Origin of the sequence: Streptomyces sp. TRM68416 (genome assembly GCF_014596915.1) — a bacterium.
GTDB lineage: Bacteria > Actinomycetota > Actinomycetes > Streptomycetales > Streptomycetaceae > Streptomyces.
In genome coordinates this window covers 85,269-102,359 of record NZ_JACVWU010000018.1, presented here as the reverse complement: position 1 = coordinate 102,359, position 17,091 = coordinate 85,269, and the positions used below count along the sequence as shown (strand labels likewise).

Below are 17,091 nucleotides of genomic sequence, written 5' to 3'. Positions count from 1 at the left end.
GTCCAACGGGTCGATTGTCCCGCACAGGCCGCTGACCTTGGACTTGGGGTGTGCTGAAGGAGCTCAGTCACGCTTGCAGATGCGGTCCAGGAGGTTGGCGGTGGCGCGCTGGACGCGGGGGTCGACATGGCCCGGGCGGTCCAGTGCCGGGGACCAGGCGAACGTTCCCGAGGCGAAGACCAGGGCGCCGGAAGGGGCGCGGTACAGGGACGTGTCCTGGTGGCGGAGTACCCCGTGGGCGTCGGTGTAGGGGGAGTGGGCCAGCAGGATGCGCTCCTCGTGCGGGGGCAGGGCGGTGCGCGGGAAGTAGCGGTCGGCCTCGCCCGCGACCAGGCCGGGGATCTCCTCGCCCTCGTGCGCGCCCGTGGCGTCCCACAGCCAGTGGTCGGCGTTGCGGACGATCAGCGGCTGGGGCTCGGGGACCGGGCCCGCGTACTGGATGCCCATCAGTTGCTGCTCGGGGCGGTCGATCTCGCGCCACAGCACCGGGCGGCCCGGCCCTCTGCGCTTGCGGCAGGTGAGCAGCCGGTCCGGGACGCCGGACGGGGACGGGCCCAACTCCACCTGCCAGTACATGGTGTTGGCGGAGAGGAAGACCAGCGAGGTGCCGTGCTCGCGGGCCAGCTCCACGGTGCGGCGCATGTTCGCCGACCAGTACTCGTCGTGGCCGGGGAAGACCAGGCCGCGGTAGCGCGTGGGGTCGAGGTGGCCGGCGTGCAGGTCGCGGGCGTCGGCGTAGGCGAGGTCGTAGCCGTAGCGCTCGGCGAAGCGGATGACGTCGTAGGCGTGGCCCACGTGGAGCGGGAGGCCCGCGCCGGCGTACGGGCGGTCGAAGGAGACCGTCGTCGCCGCGTCGGCCTCGCCGAGCAGCCGGCCGTCCTCGTCCCAGGCGTGGTAGAGGCTCGCGCCGGTGCGGCCGTCCTCCGGGTAGAGGTTGTACGCCTGCCAGGTGACGTCGGGGAGGACCAGGAGCAGGTCCGCCGGGTGGTTGTCGCGGACGGTGAACGGGATGTGGGAGCGGTAGCCGTCGGCGGTGGTGAGGACCGCGACGTAGGCGCCGATGCTCCAGTAGGAGGGGATCTGGAGGCGCCAGGAGAGCCACCAGTGGTGGCAGGAGACCGTGCGGTCGGCGGCGAGGGGCGGCGGCTGGACGATGCCGGAGAGGCGGGGGCTGGTGGTGATCTTCGCCGCGCCGTCGCCGCCGTAGTGGCCGATGCGGTAGACGTCGACGCTGAACTCCTGCGGCGGGTCGACGGTGATGTGGAAGTCGACGGCCTCGCCCGGGGCGACCGCGCCGGTGGAGACGAAGCCCTTGATCTGGCGGTGGACGTCGTCGGCGGAGCGGGGGCCCGGGTCGGCCGCGCGGGGTGCTCGGCCCGGGGTGCGGGTCGCCGCTCCGGGCGAGGTGCGGGGGGAGGGGATGCGGAGGTCCTCGCCGTGTGCGTCCGCCGGGTCCACGTACCAGGGGACCACCTGGCCCGTGTCGTCGAAGTAGGTCTCCGTGCCGCGGAGCCAGGGGACGGGGCCCTGGCCGAAGGGGTCGTTGACGGCGTGCGCGAGTGCTCCCGACTCCCAGCGGCGGATCCGCTCCGGTGTCATGCTCGCTCCCCTCCCTCGTGCCCCCGTCACAAGCCCTTGCCATGTGCGCGATCGGTCCCAGCACATCACATTGCGCACCCATGTGGTCACTACTCGTTGCGAATTGGCCGAAAGTGGAATTTGTGGTTCCGGGCGGGGGTGGCGCGGTGGGGGTGTGGGTGGGGGCCGAGTGGGGGTACGGGGTGGGGCGCCGGTCCGTCGGTACGTCGGGGCCGGGGTTCAGACCAGGCGTACCGGCTTTTCCGGGCGTATGCCTGATTCGACCAGCCAGGCCTGCAGGGGGGCCGGGTCGCCCTCCTCGATGAGGCTGAGGACCCTGGGGGTCAGGTCGGTGGCCCGCTCGCCGTTGATGAGGAGGGTGGGGCCGTCGAGCCAGTCCAGGCCGGGGGTGGCACCGGCGGTGTCCATCGCCGCGCAGCAGACCATCGCGGTGACGTGGTCCGCGAGCAGCTCGCGGGCGGTGCGGGGCGGCTGGAGGGGGAAGAGAGGGAGAGTGCCGGCGTCCCACAGGACGGTGTCGGGGGTGGGGGAACCCTGTGCCGGGTTCCGGTCGTGCGTGGCCGCGGCCTCTTCCCGGGCCAGTTCGGCGGTGAGGCCGGCGGCCAGGGCCGCGGTGCGGGCGTTCTCGGGCTCGTCCGACTCGCCTTCGGCGCCGTATGCGTCCCCACCCGCGCCGCCGGTGCGGCGTTCGCTGTCGGGGGCGGGTGGTCCCTGCGGGGGTGTCTCACCGTCGGCGGCCTCGGAGGCCTCGGAGGTCTTGGCGGCCTCGGGGGCCTCGGGGGTGGGGGTGGTGTTGGTGGTGGGAGACGGCTGTCGCTCTGCGTCCGGCTGTTGTGGTGCTGCGAGGTGGTCCAGGACCCGGGCGAGGGTGGGGCCCGCGGAGTGGGGGGCCGTGCGGCGGATGCCGAGGGCGTCCAGGACTCGGTGGAGCCGGGCCGCGTCGGTGCGCCATTTGCGGTCGACGACCTCGTCCGGGTACTCCTGCCAGTCCACCGGCGCCCAGTCCGGGCCGGTCTCGGCGGGACCGCCGTGGAAGAGGCGGGCGGCCAGGAGGGAGGCGGCCTCGTCCACCGCACCGGGTTCCTCCAGGAGGTCGCACGCGGGGCGTTCGCCCAGGCGGGAGGCGAAGCCCTCGGCCAGCCGGTCGCGCCGGGAGAGTTCGGTGAGGGCTGCCACCACGCCCGCGTCCAGCCGGGAGGGCCAGCGGCCCATACGCCAGGCCGGCAGCGCCACGCGCGTCAGCAGACGGTCCCAGCCCGCGTAGGCCAGGCCGACCTGCTCCTGGGCGACGATCCGCAGACCGTAGTCCACAGCCTGTGCACGCTCGGCGGCCGCTGCCGCCACACCGCGCTCCATCTCGGCCGCGTGCTCCCGGCAGCTGTGCAGGAGCAGCCGGGCCACCCGGCCGACGGCGGACAGCACGGCCCGGCTCACCGGTCCGCGGTCCGGCGCCGAGGCGACGGCCACCGCCGCGTCCAGGCCCCGTACGAAACGGCGGGCAGCGGCTATGTCCGGGTGCGCCGAGGGGCCCGTACCGGCGACGACCGGGGCGAGGACGGCGCGGAGCTCGCCGACGCGCATCCACCACAGGAACGGGGAGCCGATGACGAGGACCGGAGCCGCCGCCGTACGGCGATGGGAGCCGCGGCGGCCGCCCGCGATCTCGTCGCGGCCCTCGGGCGGGGGCGGACCGTGGGCCGGGTGCGTGCGGTCCTCCAGCCAGCTGTCGCAGTCCGGGGTGAGCGCTATCGCGGAGGGCGCGGGCACGTCCAGGCGGTCGGCGAGGTCGCGCACCAGCCGGTACAGGTCGGGGGCGGACTCCTCCGTGATCGGGACCGTCGGGCTGACGGCCGGGCGGGAACGGGCGACGACCAGGGCGATGCCGCCGGCCGCAAGCAGAACGAGCACGGCGACCGGGATCACCGTCCAGCGGGCGGCCTGCCAGCCGGGCCCCACGAGGTGGCCGGTGGAAGCACCGGCCAACAGCACCACGGCGACCGCCGCGGGCAACAGAGCGACCGCCAGTGCCCTGCTGCGGATCCTCAGCACGGCCAGCGCCCGGGAGCGCGCGGCCTGCGCGCCCGCCTCCACACCCATACCGGTCACGACCGGACCTCACCCCCTCCCCGAGGCACGGGCGGCCCGGCATGTCCCGGCTGCCCTGTCTGCTGTGCGTGTCCTGGCGTTGCTCACTCCCCCACTGTGGCATCCGCCACCGACATCGCAATGCCGGTGGGCCAAGTGCCGGAACGCTTGCGCCGCACCATAGTTGGGGCCCCGCCCTCCGTCAGCCGGATGGGGGATCGGTCACTCGATGGAATGGCTTTGGGGAAAGGTGTATGCCCCACAGCAACCAACCCCCACCCGGTTCCGGCAGCGTTCCGGCATGCATCAGGCCCCGGTTCCTGAGACGGATCCGGGGCCCGAGGGGTTCATCGGGGAGCGGTGCGGGCTACTCTCCGGCCGCCGCCTTCGCCGCGATGTCCGTACGGTGCTGGGAGCCGTCCAGCCGGATGCGGCCGACGGCCCGGTAGGCGCGCTCGCGGGCCTCGGCCAGGTCCTTCCCGGCCGCCGTGACGGACAGCACGCGGCCGCCCGCGCTGACCACGGCGTCACCCTCGCGCCTGGTGCCGGCGTGCAGGACGTAGGCGTGCGGGGCGTCCTCGGCGGCGACCTCGTCGAGCCCGGTGATCGGGTCGCCGGTGCGCGGGGTGCCGGGGTAGTTGTGCGAGGCGACGACCACGGTGACCGCGGCGTCGGCGCTCCAGCGCAGCGGCTCCAGGTCGGCGAGGTCACCCTTGGCCGCGGCCAGCAGGACACCGGCGAGCGGGGTCTTCAGGCGGGCCAGGACCACCTGGGTCTCGGGGTCGCCGAAGCGGGCGTTGAACTCGATCACGCGCACCCCGCGGGAGGTGATGGCGAGACCGGCGTAGAGCAGGCCGGAGAACGGGGTGCCGCGGCGCCGCATCTCGTCGACGGTGGGCTGGAGAACGGTCTGCAGGACCTCCTCCACCAGCTTCGGGTCGGCCCAGGGCAGCGGGGAGTACGCGCCCATGCCGCCGGTGTTCGGGCCCTCGTCGCCGTCCAGTGCGCGCTTGAAGTCCTGGGCGGGCTGGAGGGGCAGGACCGTCTCGCCGTCGGTGATGGCGAAGAGGGAGACCTCGGGGCCGTCGAGGAACTCCTCGATGACGACCCGATCGCAGGCGTTCGCGTGCGCCCGCGCGGCCTCGATGTCGGCGGTCACGACGACGCCCTTGCCGGCGGCGAGACCGTCGTCCTTGACGACGTAGGGGGGGCCGAAGGCGTCGAGGGCCTCGTCGACCTCCTCGGGCGTCGTACAGACGTAGGACCGCGCGGTCGGGACGCCGGCTCCCGCCATCACGTCCTTGGCGAAGGCCTTGGAGCCCTCGATCTGCGCGGCCTCCTTGGAGGGGCCGAAGACCGGGATGCCCGCCTCGCGCACGGCGTCGGCGACTCCCGCGACGAGGGGTGCCTCCGGTCCTACGACGACCAGGTCGGCGCCGAGTTCCGTGGCCAGCGCGGCCACGGCGGCGCCGTCCAGGGCGTCGACCCGGTGCAGTTCGGCGACCTCGGCGATACCGGCGTTGCCGGGGGCGCAGTGCAGCGCCGTGACGTCGGGGTCGAGGGACAGGGAACGGCACAGGGCGTGTTCGCGGGCACCGCTGCCGATGACGAGGACCTTCACAGGGTCAGCCTAACCGGAGCCGGGGTGGCGGGTTTGTGCGGGCTTCCGAGGGGACGGGTGGCGGGGGTTTGTGGGTTCACACAAGCGGCTGTGGGGCTCACTCGTTGTTCATGATCTCCTCCACCACCGTCGCTCCCAGCTCCCGGACGATGAGGTCGTAGCCGGAGAGCGCCGACTCGTTGAGGTCCGGGTCGTCGTCCTCCGGGATGTCGTCCTCGGGGGCGACGGGGGGCGGTGGCGGGGGTTCCTGGGGTTGGGGTTGGGGTTGGGCAGCGGGCTGGGGTGCGGGGGCCGGAGCCGGAGCGTGAGCAGGGCCGGCGGGTGTCGGTGTCGTGGGGGCGGAGGCGGGGGCGGGCGCGGGCCGGGCGGACGCCGGACGCTGGGGAGCGGCCGGGGCGCCGCCGTAGCCGGAGGGACCGCCACCGCCGTAGCCGGAGGGACCGCCCGTCTGCGGAGGTGCCGCGCCGGCGCCGCCCGACGGGTCGACGATCGCCTCGATCTTCCACTCGACGTTGAACTGCTCGAAGAGCGCCTGCTTCAGCACGTCCTCGCTGCCGCTGCTCACGAAGTTGTCGCGGGCGCCGGCGTTGACGAAGCCGAGCTGGAGGGTCGTGCCGTCGAAGCCGGCAACCTGGGCGTTCTGGCTGAGCAGGATCCAGGTGAAACGGCGGCGGTTCTTGACCGACTCCAGGATGTTCGGCCAGAGCATGCGGGGGTCGAGGCCGCCGGTCGGGGCGGGCGCGGGGGTGGGCGCGGGGGTGGGCGCTGCGGGCTGAGGTGCGGGAGCCGGTGCCGGCGCGGAAGCCGGTGCCGGTGCGCTCGGTGGTGCCGCCGGGGGGCGGCCTCCGGCGCCGGCGGGCGTGGCGGTGGGCCAGCCGCCGGGGCGGCGGCCGCTGCCCGCGGTGGTGGCGGTGGGCCAGGCGCCCGGGGCGGGGGCCGAGGGCTGCGCGGGGCTCGGGGGCTGGTGGGCGGGAGGGGCGGCGGGCGGCATGGCGGCGGCTGCCGGGGCCGGGGCGGGCTGGGCTGCCGGTGCACCTTGTGCGGGTGGCTGGGCGTGGGCCGGGGCCTGCACAGGGGCCGGGGCCGGTGCCTCGCCTCCCGGGGCTGCTCCCCCGCCCCCCGGAGCCCGAACCGCCGCGCGGGCCGCTGCCGCACCGCCACCCGGCGGAATCACGGGAGCGGGAGCGGGCACGGACGCGGACGTGGGTACGGGCGCGTGGGCCTCCGGCCCGGGGACGTACCCCATCGCGGGTGCGCCGCCGCCCGCGGAGAAGTGCACGCCGCGCTCCAGCCGGTCCAGCCGGGCCATGACGGAACGCTCGTCCCCGTAGGCGGCGGGCAGCATCACGCGCGCGCAGATGAGTTCGAGCTGGAGGCGGGGCGAATTGGCGCCGCGCATCTCGGTCAGGCCCTCGTTGACGAGGTCGGCGGCACGGCTCAGCTCGGCGGCGCCGAAGGTGCCGGCCTGGGCCTGCATGCGCTCCAGGACGTCGGCGGGGGCGTCGATGAGCCCCTTCTCGGTGGCGTCGGGCACGGCGGCGAGGATCACAAGATCCCGCAGCCGCTCCAGCAGATCGGCGACGAACCGTCGGGGATCGTTGCCGCCCTCGATGATGCGGTCGACGACTTCGAAGGCGGCGGCGCCGTCACCGGTGGCGAAGGCCTCGACGACGGAGTCGAGCAGCGAGCCGTCGGTGTAGCCGAGGAGGGAGGTGGCCATGGCATACGTCACACCGTCGTCGCCCGCACCGGCGAGGAGCTGGTCCATGACGGACATGGAGTCACGCACGGACCCGGCACCGGCGCGCACGACGAGCGGCAGAACGCCGTCCTCGACGGGGATGTTCTCGCGCCCGCACACCTCGCCGAGGTACTCCCGCAGGGTGCCGGGCGGCACGAGCCGGAAGGGGTAGTGATGGGTCCGCGACCGAATCGTCCCGATGACCTTCTCGGGCTCGGTGGTCGCGAAGATGAACTTCAGATGCTCCGGGGGCTCCTCGACGACCTTGAGCAACGCGTTGAAGCCCGCCGACGTGACCATGTGGGCCTCGTCGATGATGTAGATCTTGTAGCGGCTGGAGGCAGGCCCGAAGAAGGCCTTCTCCCGCAGCTCACGGGCGTCGTCCACACCACCGTGGGACGCGGCGTCGATCTCGATGACGTCGATGGATCCGGGGCCGTTGCGCGCGAGGTCCCGGCAGGACTGGCACTCGCCGCACGGAGTGGGCGTGGGCCCCTGCTCGCAGTTCAGGCACCGGGCGAGAATCCGCGCGCTGGTGGTCTTCCCGCACCCACGCGGCCCGCTAAACAGGTACGCGTGATTGACCCGGTTGTTCCGCAGCGCCTGCTGCAGCGGGTCAGTGACATGCTCCTGCCCGATGACCTCGGCGAACGACTCCGGGCGATAGCGGCGGTACAGCGCGAGAGACGACACGCCTACGAGGTTATAGGCGCCCACTGACAACCCGGACCCACGGGAACGACGCCCCGCAAACGCAAGCGCCCCCCACGCACCCGCCAGAGCCAACCTACCCTTGCTGCCTTCCGGCCCTGGGGGAGTTCAGTCAGATAGCGCCGCGTGAGGGGCTCCGCACAGAGTACCCGACGCCAGCAGGTGGGAACGAGTTCGCGAGCACCCTTCTCGGTCATGTAATGTTTCCGGCGGAGGATTCGCCTAGAGGCCTAGGGCGCACGCTTGGAAAGCGTGTTGGGGGCAACCCCTCACGAGTTCGAATCTCGTATCCTCCGCAGCCGCCTGAACAGGCGAAACGGAGAGCCGGACCGCTCACTGCGGTCCGGCTCTTCGGCATGCCCTGGTCGCAGTTTGGGTTGCATTTATAGGCGACATTTAGGAGACGCCTCGAGCAGGAAGGCGCACGCTCAGGTCCAGAATGCCGATGTCCTGTCGGACCGTGCCCCGGGCGCAGCGTGCGGCCACGCCCCCGTCCTCGGTCAGGTCGACACCGACCACGCTCACCTCGACGCCGAGAACAGTCATGGTGAACGGCACGGCAAGACTTTCCTCGATCATCGTGAAGAAGTCGGTGAGCTGCTCGTCCTCACCGTAGGCGTCGACGGTGGCCTCTTCGATCAACGCCTCCAGCGCGGCTGGGCCCCAGGTGCTCATGGCCTGACCGTAGCGCTGCACCGTACGGTGAGGACCGGTGTGTTCAGCAGCGGCGTATCCGCCGTGGCGCCGTCGCCGGCAGTCAAGCCGAGGCTCGCGGTTGCCAGCGGGTGACGTTGCCTGGTGGGGTTCGGTAGTGAGCGGCCCAGGGGAGGGTCCGGCGAGCGACAGGGCGGAAGAGAGTGGCACGAGTCCTTGTACGAGAGCCGAGTACGGGCGCGAGGAGCGCACCGCCGCTGGCCCGGCAGGAAACATCCGCCTTCGTGAGGGAGCTGCTCGGCTCCGACTGGGCGGCGGTGTTCCTGCCCGGTGAGCCCGCGCGCCTCGGGCGGCTGCTGCTGTGGAAGCCGACCGGGGCAGCGGCCGGAGACGGCATGGCGCCCGCCGGCCTTGAGACCGAGGCGGTGGAGCTGGTCCTGCCGCACGGCCGCTCGGTCAGGCGGCGCAGGGTCGAGGGTTACGCGCTGCCTGTCGCCGTCGCAGTCTCCGCCCTGGCCGATGCGGAACCGACGCATCCCTCCGGCGCCGCCTGGCAGGCCGCCACTCGCTTCGCGCTGCGGCTGCTCGCCGACGGCCGCTTCCACCCGGCACTCACCCCCGCCGGTTACGACACCTGGCAGGTGGGTCCCTTGACCGCCGCCCAGCGCCAGACGCTGGACGCCCTGGCCGCCGCCTTCCCGCCACACGCCCACTGCCTGCCCGAGCCTGGCCCGGCTCCGGTACGGATCGCCGAACCGGCTGCGCTGGTACGCCAGTTCTGCGACGCGGTCGCCGATGATCTGGTCCGTACGCCGGCCGCGCCGCTCGCCATGGGAGCGCTGCCGTACGCCTGGCGCGAGGCCCGCGCCGTGCCCACCCTGCGTGAATGGGCCGAGGAGACCGAGGCGGCGCTCACCGCCGAGGTCAGTGTCTCCCTGCGCGTCGACGTACCCGAAGGACGTCGACGGCGGTTCCGGGCCGTCCTGCAACTGCACACCGCGGCGGACCCGGCACTCGTCATCGAGGCGGCGCGGCTGTGGAGCGAGCCGGCCGAAGTGGAGCGGGTGCTCGGCCCACGTGCCGAGACCGAAACGCTGCTCGCCCTGCGCCGCGGCGCCCGCGCCTGGCCCCCGCTGCGGAGGCTGCTGGACGATGCCGCTCCCGATCAACTCCGGTTGACCGACGACGAAGCCTTCGATCTCCTCGGGGACGCCACGGACGCGCTGCGCGCGGCCGGCGTCGACGTGCACTGGCCGCGTGACTTGGTCAAGGCGCTCACCGCGACCGCGGAGATCGGGCAGCGCACCGCCCCCGGTTCCACCGCGGGCGGCCTGCTGGACACCGAGACCCTCCTCGACTTCCGCTGGCAGGTGTCCCTCGGCGGCGAGCCGCTCACCGAGGCCGAGATGGACGCTCTCGCCGAGTCACGCCGTCCCCTCGTCCGGCTTCGCGATCAGTGGGTGGTCGCCGACCCGAAGCTGGTGGCCCGCGCCAGGCGCCGCCGGATGGAACCGCTCACCCCCATGGAGGCGTTGAGCGCCGCGCTGACCGGCGAGGCCGAGCGAAGCGAGATGGGGGTCCCCCCGGCCGGAGGCTGGGGGAGGGACGGTGACCGGGTCCCCTGTACGGCGGTCGGTGCGTTCGGCGACCTGGTCGCTCGTATCCGCGATCCCGAGTCCCGCACCCCCGTGCCCCAGCCCGCCGCCCTCAAGGCCACGCTGCGCGAGTACCAGAGGCGGGGCCTGACCTGGCTGGCCGAGATGTGCGCACTCGGCCTCGGCGGCTGTCTCGCGGACGACATGGGCCTGGGCAAGACCATCACCTTGCTCGCTCTGCACCTGCACCGCCAGAGCGACCCCACCACCGCGGGCCCCACCCTGGTCGTCTGCCCGGCCTCCCTGCTCGGCAACTGGCAGCGCGAGGCCGCCAGATTCGCACCGCTCACCCCCGTACGCCGCTACCACGGCGGCGACCGCCACCTGGGGGACCTGGCCGGCGACGAGATCGTCCTGGTCACCTACGGGGTACTGCGACGCGACCGCGAAGTGCTTGCCGAGACAGCCTGGTCGCTGGTGGCCGCCGACGAGGCCCAGCACGTCAAGAACCCCTACGCCGTCACCGCCCGCGAACTGCGTGCCCTGCCCGCCCGCGCCCGCGTCGCTCTCACCGGCACCCCCGTGGAGAACAACCTCTCCGAGCTGTGGGCACTGCTCGACTGGACCACCCCCGGGCTTCTCGGCTCACTCACCGCCTTCCGTGACCGGCATGCCCGCGCCATCGAGGCGGGTGAGGATCCCGAGGCAGCCGAGCGCCTGTCCCGTCTCGTACGTCCCTTCCTGCTGCGCCGAAAGAAGTCCGACCCCGGCATCGCACCCGAACTGCCGCCCAAGACCGAGACCGACCACGTCGTCCCGCTGACGGCTGAGCAGACGAGCCTGTACGAGGCGGTGGTCCGCGAGACCATGGCGAAGATCGCGGAGTCGGAGGGCATCGCCCGACGCGGTCTGGTACTCAAGCTGCTCACCGCGCTGAAGCAGATCTGCAACCACCCCGCCCAGTATTTGAAAGAGCACGGCCTGCGCCAGTCCGCCCCCCTGCGGGGCCGCTCCGGCAAGCTGGACCTGCTCGACGAACTTCTCGACACCATCACCGCCGAAGGCGAATCCGTGCTGATCTTCACGCAGTACAAACAGATGGCGGCTCTGCTGGAGAAGCATCTCGCCGAGCGCGGCGTCCCCACTCTCTTCCTGCACGGTGCCACCCCCGTCGCGCGGCGCGAGGAGATGGTGGACCGCTTCCAGCGCGGTGAAGTGCCGGTGTTCCTGCTGTCGTTGAAGGCGGCGGGCACCGGACTCAACCTCACCCGCGCCAGCCACGTCGTGCACTACGACCGCTGGTGGAACCCGGCCGTCGAGGACCAGGCCACTGACCGCGCCTACCGCATCGGCCAGGACAAACCCGTCCAGGTGCACAAGCTCCTCGCGGAGGGAACCGTGGAGGACAAGGTGGCGAAGCTGCTCGAAGCCAAGCGCGCCCTCGCCGACGCCGTCGTCGGCTCCGGCGAGGCGGCCCTGACCGAACTGTCCGACGCCGACCTCGCCGAACTCGTCGCCCTGGGAAGGCAGCCATGAGCCCCGTCGTCCCCGGCCCGCGTCGTGCGCCCGCCCGCGGCAAGCGAGCCTTCGCCGCGACCTGGTGGGGCCAGGCATGGGTGGCCGCCCTGGAGGACTCCACCCTGGACGCCGGACGGCTCTCGCGCGGACGGACCTACGCCCGCAAAGGCATGGTCGGCCCGGTCACCGTCGCTCCGGGCCGGGTCAACGCCGCTGTCCAGGGCAGCCGCCCGCGCCCGTACCGCTCCTCAGTGCACCTGCCCGTCCTCACCGACCCTCAGTGGGACACCCTGCTCGACACGATCGCGGCCCGCGCCGGACATCTCGCAGCGCTTCTCGACGACGAGATGCCCGCCGAGCTCGTGGACGACGCCCGGCACGCAGGCGTCCCACTGCTCCCGCTGCCCACCGAGCTCGATCCGGAGTGCTCCTGCCCCGACTGGGGACACCCCTGCAAGCACGCCGCCGCGCTCTGCTACGCCATCGCCGCCACCATCGACACCGATCCATTCGTGCTCTTCGCACTGCGCGGCCGCGGTCGCGAGGAGGTCTTCGCCCAGCTGCGCGCGCTCCGTACGGCAGCGCAGGACACCGACGCCCCACCGGCACCGGCCGGCATCCCGGCCGCTGCCGCGTACGCCCACTGGGCCGAAGAGCCCACCCAACTGCCCGAACTCCCGGAACCCGCCGCCCACACCACAGCACTGCCCGTAGCCCCGCCACCCACCAGCGGCCTCGCCGCCGCGGACCTGGAACGCCTCATGGCCGACGCCGCCACGCGCGCCGCCCGGCTCCTCGCGGGCGACACCTCCGACCTGCACCTGACCCAGCACCAGGACGCCGTCCGCATCGCCGCAGGCAATCCCGGACCCGAGTGGTTCCACCACCTGATCCAGAACACCGGCACCAACCCCTCTGCTTTCGCACGCCTTACCCGCGCCTGGCGCCACGGCGGCCCCACGGGCATCACCGTCGCCGAACAGCCCTACACCCCTGACCCGACGGTGATGAAGGCCACCCGCACAGCCCTGGACACGGCCCTCTCCGAGATGACCGACTCCTCCACACACCTCAGAGCCTGGCGCAACCGCCTCACCCTCACCGACCACGGCGTCCAACTGCGTCTGGGTCCCGACGCCCGCTGGTACCCCTACCTCCAGGACGACGACGGCGAATGGTGGCCCGCGGCACCGGCAGACAGTGACCCGGTCACCGCGCTCACTGCGGCCTGGTCGCAGAACAGGGAGTAAGGAGGCGGCTCCCCGCTGACCAGGAACCGCGAGCAGAAGCCGGACACACTCACGCCGCTCCACTTCCGTGGTTGCAGTTTCGGTTGCATTTACGGACGACATTTGGGACACATCGCCAAACAGGAAAGGCGCAAGCTCAGGTCCTGCAGGGCGACGGGCGCAGACCCTGACGAGCTTTGATACCGGCCGCGGTCATACCCCTGCATCCGGCGACGCCTTGTTCGCCGATCACGGGTTGGCCTGCGGCGACTCTGGTTCTCGGCGGATCGACGCGGATCTGTCCATCGTTCCGGGACGATGTGGCGGTCATAGCCCGGGTCAGCGGCGGGCCTTGAACCGGTCCAGCCCCGCCACGCCCAGGGCCGCCAGGCCGATCTGGATGGCCAGCTCGATCCAGTCGATGCCCTTGGTCTCGGCGACGTCGAACCCGGCGGCGATGCCCGTGCCGACGAGCGCGGCCGCGATGCCGACCAGGATCGTCCACAGCACGCCGATGCGCTGGCGGCCCGGTACGACGAGACGGCCCAGGACGCCGATGACGATGCCGATCACGACGGCGCTGATGATGCCCGAGATCTCCATGCCAGCCCCCTTTTGCGAGCCTCTTCAGTCAAGTGTGCCTCTCCCGAGGGGAGATGGGGCACTTCTCTCCGCCGTGTTCGCGCGGGGCGTGGGGAGGCGTTCCGGGCTCAGACTCTCCTCCAGCCTGTCCAGGGCCAGGCGTGCCTCCGTAATACGGGCGCGCAGCTCCTGCTCATGGGCGTCCGTGGCGGTCGCCGGGTCGGGCGTGTTCTCCCGCTCCAGCTCGCGGGCTTCGTCGAGGGAGGTGATGACCACCCCTATGAGGACGTTGACGAGGACGAAGGAAGCCAGCAGGACGTACGAGGCGTAGTAGGCGATGCTCCAGCGGGAGATCTCCAAGCCGTCGCGGACCGCGTCGCCCAGCCCGTCCAGGGTCATCAGGAGGAAGAGGGTGAGGACGGCGCGCCCGATGGAGCCGTAGTGCTCGGGGGCGTTGTCGGCGAAGAAGACCCAGCCGACCATGGCGTACACGTACAGCAGCAGTGCGCCGACCAGCAGGAAGCTCACCGTGCCGGGCAGGCTGCGGGCCACCGCGGCGAGCACGATGCGCAGTTGGGGCAGGAAGCGGGCCGCGCGCAGGACGCGGGCCAGCCGCAACAGCCGCAGGACGGTGGCGTTCTCACGGACGACGGGCAGGAAGGCGGACAGGACGACGGCGAGGTCGAACAGGTTCCACGGGTCGCGGAGGAAGTCCTTCGGCCGGTCGGCGTGGGCGCCGACGCGCAGAAGTATCTCGACCGTGAAGGCGGCCAGGAAGCCGTACTCGATCAGTTTCAGCTCGTCGTGCCACCGGTGGACGACGCCGTCGTACGTCTCCACTCCGAGGACGACCGCGTTGGCGAGGATGAGCGCGAAGACACCGACGGCGAACCAGCGGCTCTCGGTCACGGCCCGGCAGTGATGGGCCGTGCTCCGGCGGGCGGTGGCTAAGCGGGTGGTCCCGTCGTGCGTCATCGGGTGTGCCCCGCTCCCTCACCGGCATGTCGTACGGCGTCCTGCCAGAAGTGGATCTTAACGAGGGCGCACCTCTGATCGGTGGCTGCCGCGTGAACTCCGGTTGTGGGACGGCCGTTGACCATCGACGGGGTTCCTTGTCCGCCCCCCTCCGGCGGCTGCCGGACAGGGGGGCGGACAAGGGGCCTTACGCCTCCTGCCGGTGCAGCAGGCGGGCCAGCAGGTCGTCCAGTGTGACCATGCCGGTGAGCTGCCCGCCGGCGTCGCGCACGACGGCGAGGGAGGCGCGGCGCCGACGCAGTTGCTCGATGGCGTGGCTCACGGTGTCGTTCATGGCCAGCTCCGGTACCGGGCGGGCTAGTTCCCGTGCGGTGACGGCGCGCCCGCGACCGCGGGCGATCAGCGCGTCGCGCACGTGGAGGGAGCCGACGACCAGCGGCCCGTCGCGGACCAGGAGGCGGCTTCGGTCGTGCTCGGCCGTGGTGGCGAGGATGGTGTCGAGGTCGGCCTCGGACTGGATCGAGGTGATCTCGGCGGCCGGGATCTGCAGCTCTCCCACCGGCGTCTGGGGCGCGGTGAGCGAGTTGGTGATCAGCTCGGAGTCGTCCTTGCTGATCAGGCCGAGCCGCTCGGACTCCTCGACCAGGTGCGTGAGTTGCTCACGGTTGTGGACCGAGGCCAGCTCGTCGCGCGGGGTGACCCGGCACAGCCGTACCAGGCCGTTGCTCACCTTGTTGAGGACCCAGATCAGCGGACGTACCAGCTTCACCACGCCCCGGAAGGGCGGGGAGAGCAGCATGGCGGAGCGCTCGGGGTGGGCGATGGCCCACGACTTGGGGGCCATCTCGCCGACCACCATGTGCAGGAACACGACCACGATCATGGCGACGGCGAACGCGATGCCGTAGCTGAGCGCGCTGGGCAGCCCCAGCCTGTGCAGCAGAGGATCGAGTTCGTGGGAGATCGCGGGCTTGGACACCGAGCCCAGGCCCAGCGTGCACACGGTGATGCCGAGCTGGGCGCCGGCCAGCATCAGCGACAGCTCGCGCATGCCGGCCAGTGCGGCCCCGGCGCCGCGCCGGCCTTCGGCCGCGGCCTTCTCCATGCGGTGCCGCTTGGCGGCGACCAGCGCGAACTCGGCGGCGACGAAGAAGCCACTGCCGATCAGCAGCAGGACGGTGACGAAGAGTGCCATCGGGAAACTCATGCCTGCTCCTCCGCCATGTCGACCAGCCGCTCCAGGCGGACGCGCTCCGGCACATGCCGGTCAAGGGTCCGGACGTCGATCGCCACGTCGGCGCCGTCGGACAACGTGACCGTGAGCCGGTCCCCGACGGTCGGGAAGCGGCCGAGCCGGTCGACGATCAGGCCCGCCACGGTGTCGTAGTCCTCCTCCTCGGGCAGCTCGATGCCGGTGGCTTCGGCCACTTCGTCCAGGCGACGGCCGGCGTCCACCAGCCAGCCCTGCCCGTCCGGGACCGCGACCTCGGTCACGGTGTCGGACTCGTCGGCGATGTCGCCGACCAGTTCCTCGGCGATGTCCTCGTAGGTGACGATTCCGGCCACGCCCCCGTGCTCGTCCAGGACCACGGCGAACTCGTCGCCGGACGAACGCATCTGCTCGACCGCGTCCGGCAGCGGCAGGGTGTCCGGCAGCAGCAGCGGGCGCCGGGCCAGCGCGCCCGCGGTCGTCACGGTCATCCGGTCGGCGGGCAGCCGCATCAGCTCCCGGACCCCGAGGACGCCGGTCATGTCGTCGGGGTGGTCGCCGAGGACCGGGTAGTTGGAGTGGCCGTGCCTGCCGATGAGGTCGATCGCCTCCGCGGCGGTGGCGTCCTTGCGGACGAAGACGGCGTCCACGCGCGGCACCATCACCTCGTCCAGCGTCCGGTCGGAGAACTCCAGGGCGTGGTCGAGCAGTTCGGCGGTGTCCCTGGGCAGCTGGCCCTGCTCGTGGGACTCGCCGATGAGGTGACCGAGCTCCTCCAGCGTGGCTCCGTGGTGCAGTTCCTCGACGGGCTCGATGCCCACCTTGCGCAGCAGCCTGTTCGCCGTGGCGTCGAAGACGTGCACGACGGGGCCGACGACCTTCAGGTACGCGAGGGTGGATCCGGCCAGGGTCTTGGCCAGCCGCTCGGGCACGGCGATGGCGAGGTTCTTCGGGGCCAGCTCGCCCAGCACCATCTGGACGACGGTCGCGCCGACGAAGGCGAGCACGACGGAGATGGTGCTGACGGCGGCGTCGGGGATGCCCAGGCCGGACAGCGCGGGTTCGAGCAGCGCGGACACGGACGGCTCGGCGATGAAGCCGACGACCAGACCGGTCACGGTGATGCCGAGCTGGGCGCCGGACAGCATGAACGACAGCCGCTCCAGCACCTTCAGGGCGCGAGCGGCCTTCCGGTCCCCGGCTTCGGCCTCACGCGCGAGGGCGAGCCGGTCGGCGGAGACGTAGGCGAATTCCTGGGCGACGAAGTAGCCGGTGCCGGCCGTCAGGACGAGGACGGCCAGCAGGCCGAGCCAGGCTTCCACGGCACTCACCGAACACCACCCCGCCACGTGCCGTGCTCAGGAAAGACCTGGCGGGATGGTCGGGGACTGTGCCCCGAGGGGTCCGTCGATCTGGCGGACAACAGGTGGCTCCTCATCTAGGTGTGCATTTCGGACAACGATTGTGGCCGAAACCGGGTTCCCGATCCGTGCACGTCACCGTGGCGCCGCGGCCGGCCTCACGGAATGCCCACTGCCTGTCCATGGCGGAACAGCGAGGTCAAGGGCGAT

General features: G+C 72.2%; 11 protein-coding genes, 1 tRNA gene and 1 other RNA gene. 3 read left to right on the top strand and 10 right to left on the bottom strand.

Translation table 11 applies throughout. The features are described 5' to 3' along the window. Positions 1-63 precede the first annotated feature (63 nt). The 5 genes from ICC28_RS26850 to ffs form a co-directional block, all read right to left on the bottom strand. Complete coding sequence (locus ICC28_RS26850) at positions 64-1,599, bottom strand: N,N-dimethylformamidase beta subunit family domain-containing protein (protein ID WP_188291289.1); 1,536 nt, start codon at positions 1,597-1,599, stop codon at positions 64-66. A gap of 219 nt (positions 1,600-1,818) precedes the next feature. Continuing rightward, complete coding sequence (locus tag ICC28_RS26845; RefSeq protein ID WP_188291380.1) at positions 1,819-3,696, bottom strand: hypothetical protein; 1,878 nt, start codon at positions 3,694-3,696, stop codon at positions 1,819-1,821. Between the two features lie 355 nt (positions 3,697-4,051). Then, complete coding sequence (gene purD, locus ICC28_RS26840; protein WP_188291288.1) at positions 4,052-5,305, bottom strand: phosphoribosylamine--glycine ligase; 1,254 nt, start codon at positions 5,303-5,305, stop codon at positions 4,052-4,054. A gap of 97 nt (positions 5,306-5,402) precedes the next feature. Further along, positions 5,403-7,739 (bottom strand): DNA polymerase III subunit gamma and tau, encoded by a 2,337-nt coding sequence (locus ICC28_RS26835; RefSeq protein WP_188291287.1) that lies wholly within the window; start codon positions 7,737-7,739, stop codon positions 5,403-5,405. 58 nt (positions 7,740-7,797) lie between these two features. Then, positions 7,798-7,896: signal recognition particle sRNA small type (gene ffs / locus ICC28_RS26830), an RNA gene on the bottom strand. A gap of 72 nt (positions 7,897-7,968) precedes the next feature. On the opposite strand from ffs, the gene ICC28_RS26825 reads away from it, so the two are divergent. Further along, positions 7,969-8,053: transfer RNA gene (locus tag ICC28_RS26825), tRNA-Ser, on the top strand. A 100-nt stretch (positions 8,054-8,153) separates the two neighbouring features. Here ICC28_RS26825 and ICC28_RS26820 read toward each other — a convergent pair. Then, a complete protein-coding gene (locus tag ICC28_RS26820) occupies positions 8,154-8,432 on the bottom strand; it encodes a hypothetical protein (RefSeq protein ID WP_188291286.1) in 279 nt (92 codons plus the stop codon). Positions 8,433-8,695: 263 nt separating this feature from the next. Here ICC28_RS26820 and ICC28_RS26815 point away from each other — a divergent pair, with 263 nt between their 5' ends. Both ICC28_RS26815 and ICC28_RS26810 read left to right on the top strand, forming a co-directional pair. After that, complete coding sequence (locus tag ICC28_RS26815; protein ID WP_188291285.1) at positions 8,696-11,542, top strand: SNF2-related protein; 2,847 nt, start codon at positions 8,696-8,698, stop codon at positions 11,540-11,542. Next, on the top strand, positions 11,539-12,774 hold the full coding sequence (locus ICC28_RS26810; protein ID WP_223189545.1) for an SWIM zinc finger family protein: 1,236 nt from the start codon (positions 11,539-11,541) through the stop codon (positions 12,772-12,774). Before ICC28_RS26815 ends, ICC28_RS26810 begins: the two co-directional genes overlap by 4 nt. Positions 12,775-13,092: 318 nt before the next feature. Here ICC28_RS26810 and ICC28_RS26805 read toward each other — a convergent pair whose 3' ends face one another. From ICC28_RS26805 to ICC28_RS26790, 4 genes are all read right to left on the bottom strand, one after another. Further along, a complete protein-coding gene (locus ICC28_RS26805; protein WP_188291284.1) occupies positions 13,093-13,356 on the bottom strand; it encodes a GlsB/YeaQ/YmgE family stress response membrane protein in 264 nt (87 codons plus the stop codon). A gap of 24 nt (positions 13,357-13,380) precedes the next feature. Beyond that, entirely contained in the window at positions 13,381-14,310 is a 930-nt protein-coding gene (locus ICC28_RS26800) for an ion transporter (RefSeq protein WP_188291283.1), read from the bottom strand. Positions 14,311-14,497: 187 nt separating this feature from the next. Continuing rightward, positions 14,498-15,517: a hemolysin family protein gene (locus ICC28_RS26795; protein ID WP_188291282.1), complete on the bottom strand. Its 1,020-nt coding sequence runs from the start codon at positions 15,515-15,517 to the stop codon at positions 14,498-14,500. Next, positions 15,514-16,851: a hemolysin family protein gene (locus tag ICC28_RS26790; protein WP_188291281.1), complete on the bottom strand. Its 1,338-nt coding sequence runs from the start codon at positions 16,849-16,851 to the stop codon at positions 15,514-15,516. Before ICC28_RS26790 ends, ICC28_RS26795 begins: the two co-directional genes overlap by 4 nt. Positions 16,852-17,091: the final 240 nt, after the last annotated feature.

Bases quoted from the DNA above. Each gene is read 5' to 3' on its own strand.
- ICC28_RS26850 (WP_188291289.1), bottom strand. From the start codon at position 1,599: ATGACACCGGAGCGGATCCGCCGCTGGGAGTCGGGAGCACTCGCGCAC.
- ICC28_RS26845 (WP_188291380.1), bottom strand. From the start codon at position 3,696: ATGGGTGTGGAGGCGGGCGCGCAGGCCGCGCGCTCCCGGGCGCTGGCC.
- ICC28_RS26820 (WP_188291286.1), bottom strand. From the start codon at position 8,432: ATGAGCACCTGGGGCCCAGCCGCGCTGGAGGCGTTGATCGAAGAGGCC.
- ICC28_RS26810 (WP_223189545.1), top strand. From the start codon at position 11,539: ATGAGCCCCGTCGTCCCCGGCCCGCGTCGTGCGCCCGCCCGCGGCAAG.
- ICC28_RS26805 (WP_188291284.1), bottom strand. From the start codon at position 13,356: ATGGAGATCTCGGGCATCATCAGCGCCGTCGTGATCGGCATCGTCATC.
- ICC28_RS26800 (WP_188291283.1), bottom strand. From the start codon at position 14,310: ATGACGCACGACGGGACCACCCGCTTAGCCACCGCCCGCCGGAGCACG.
- ICC28_RS26795 (WP_188291282.1), bottom strand. From the start codon at position 15,517: ATGAGTTTCCCGATGGCACTCTTCGTCACCGTCCTGCTGCTGATCGGC.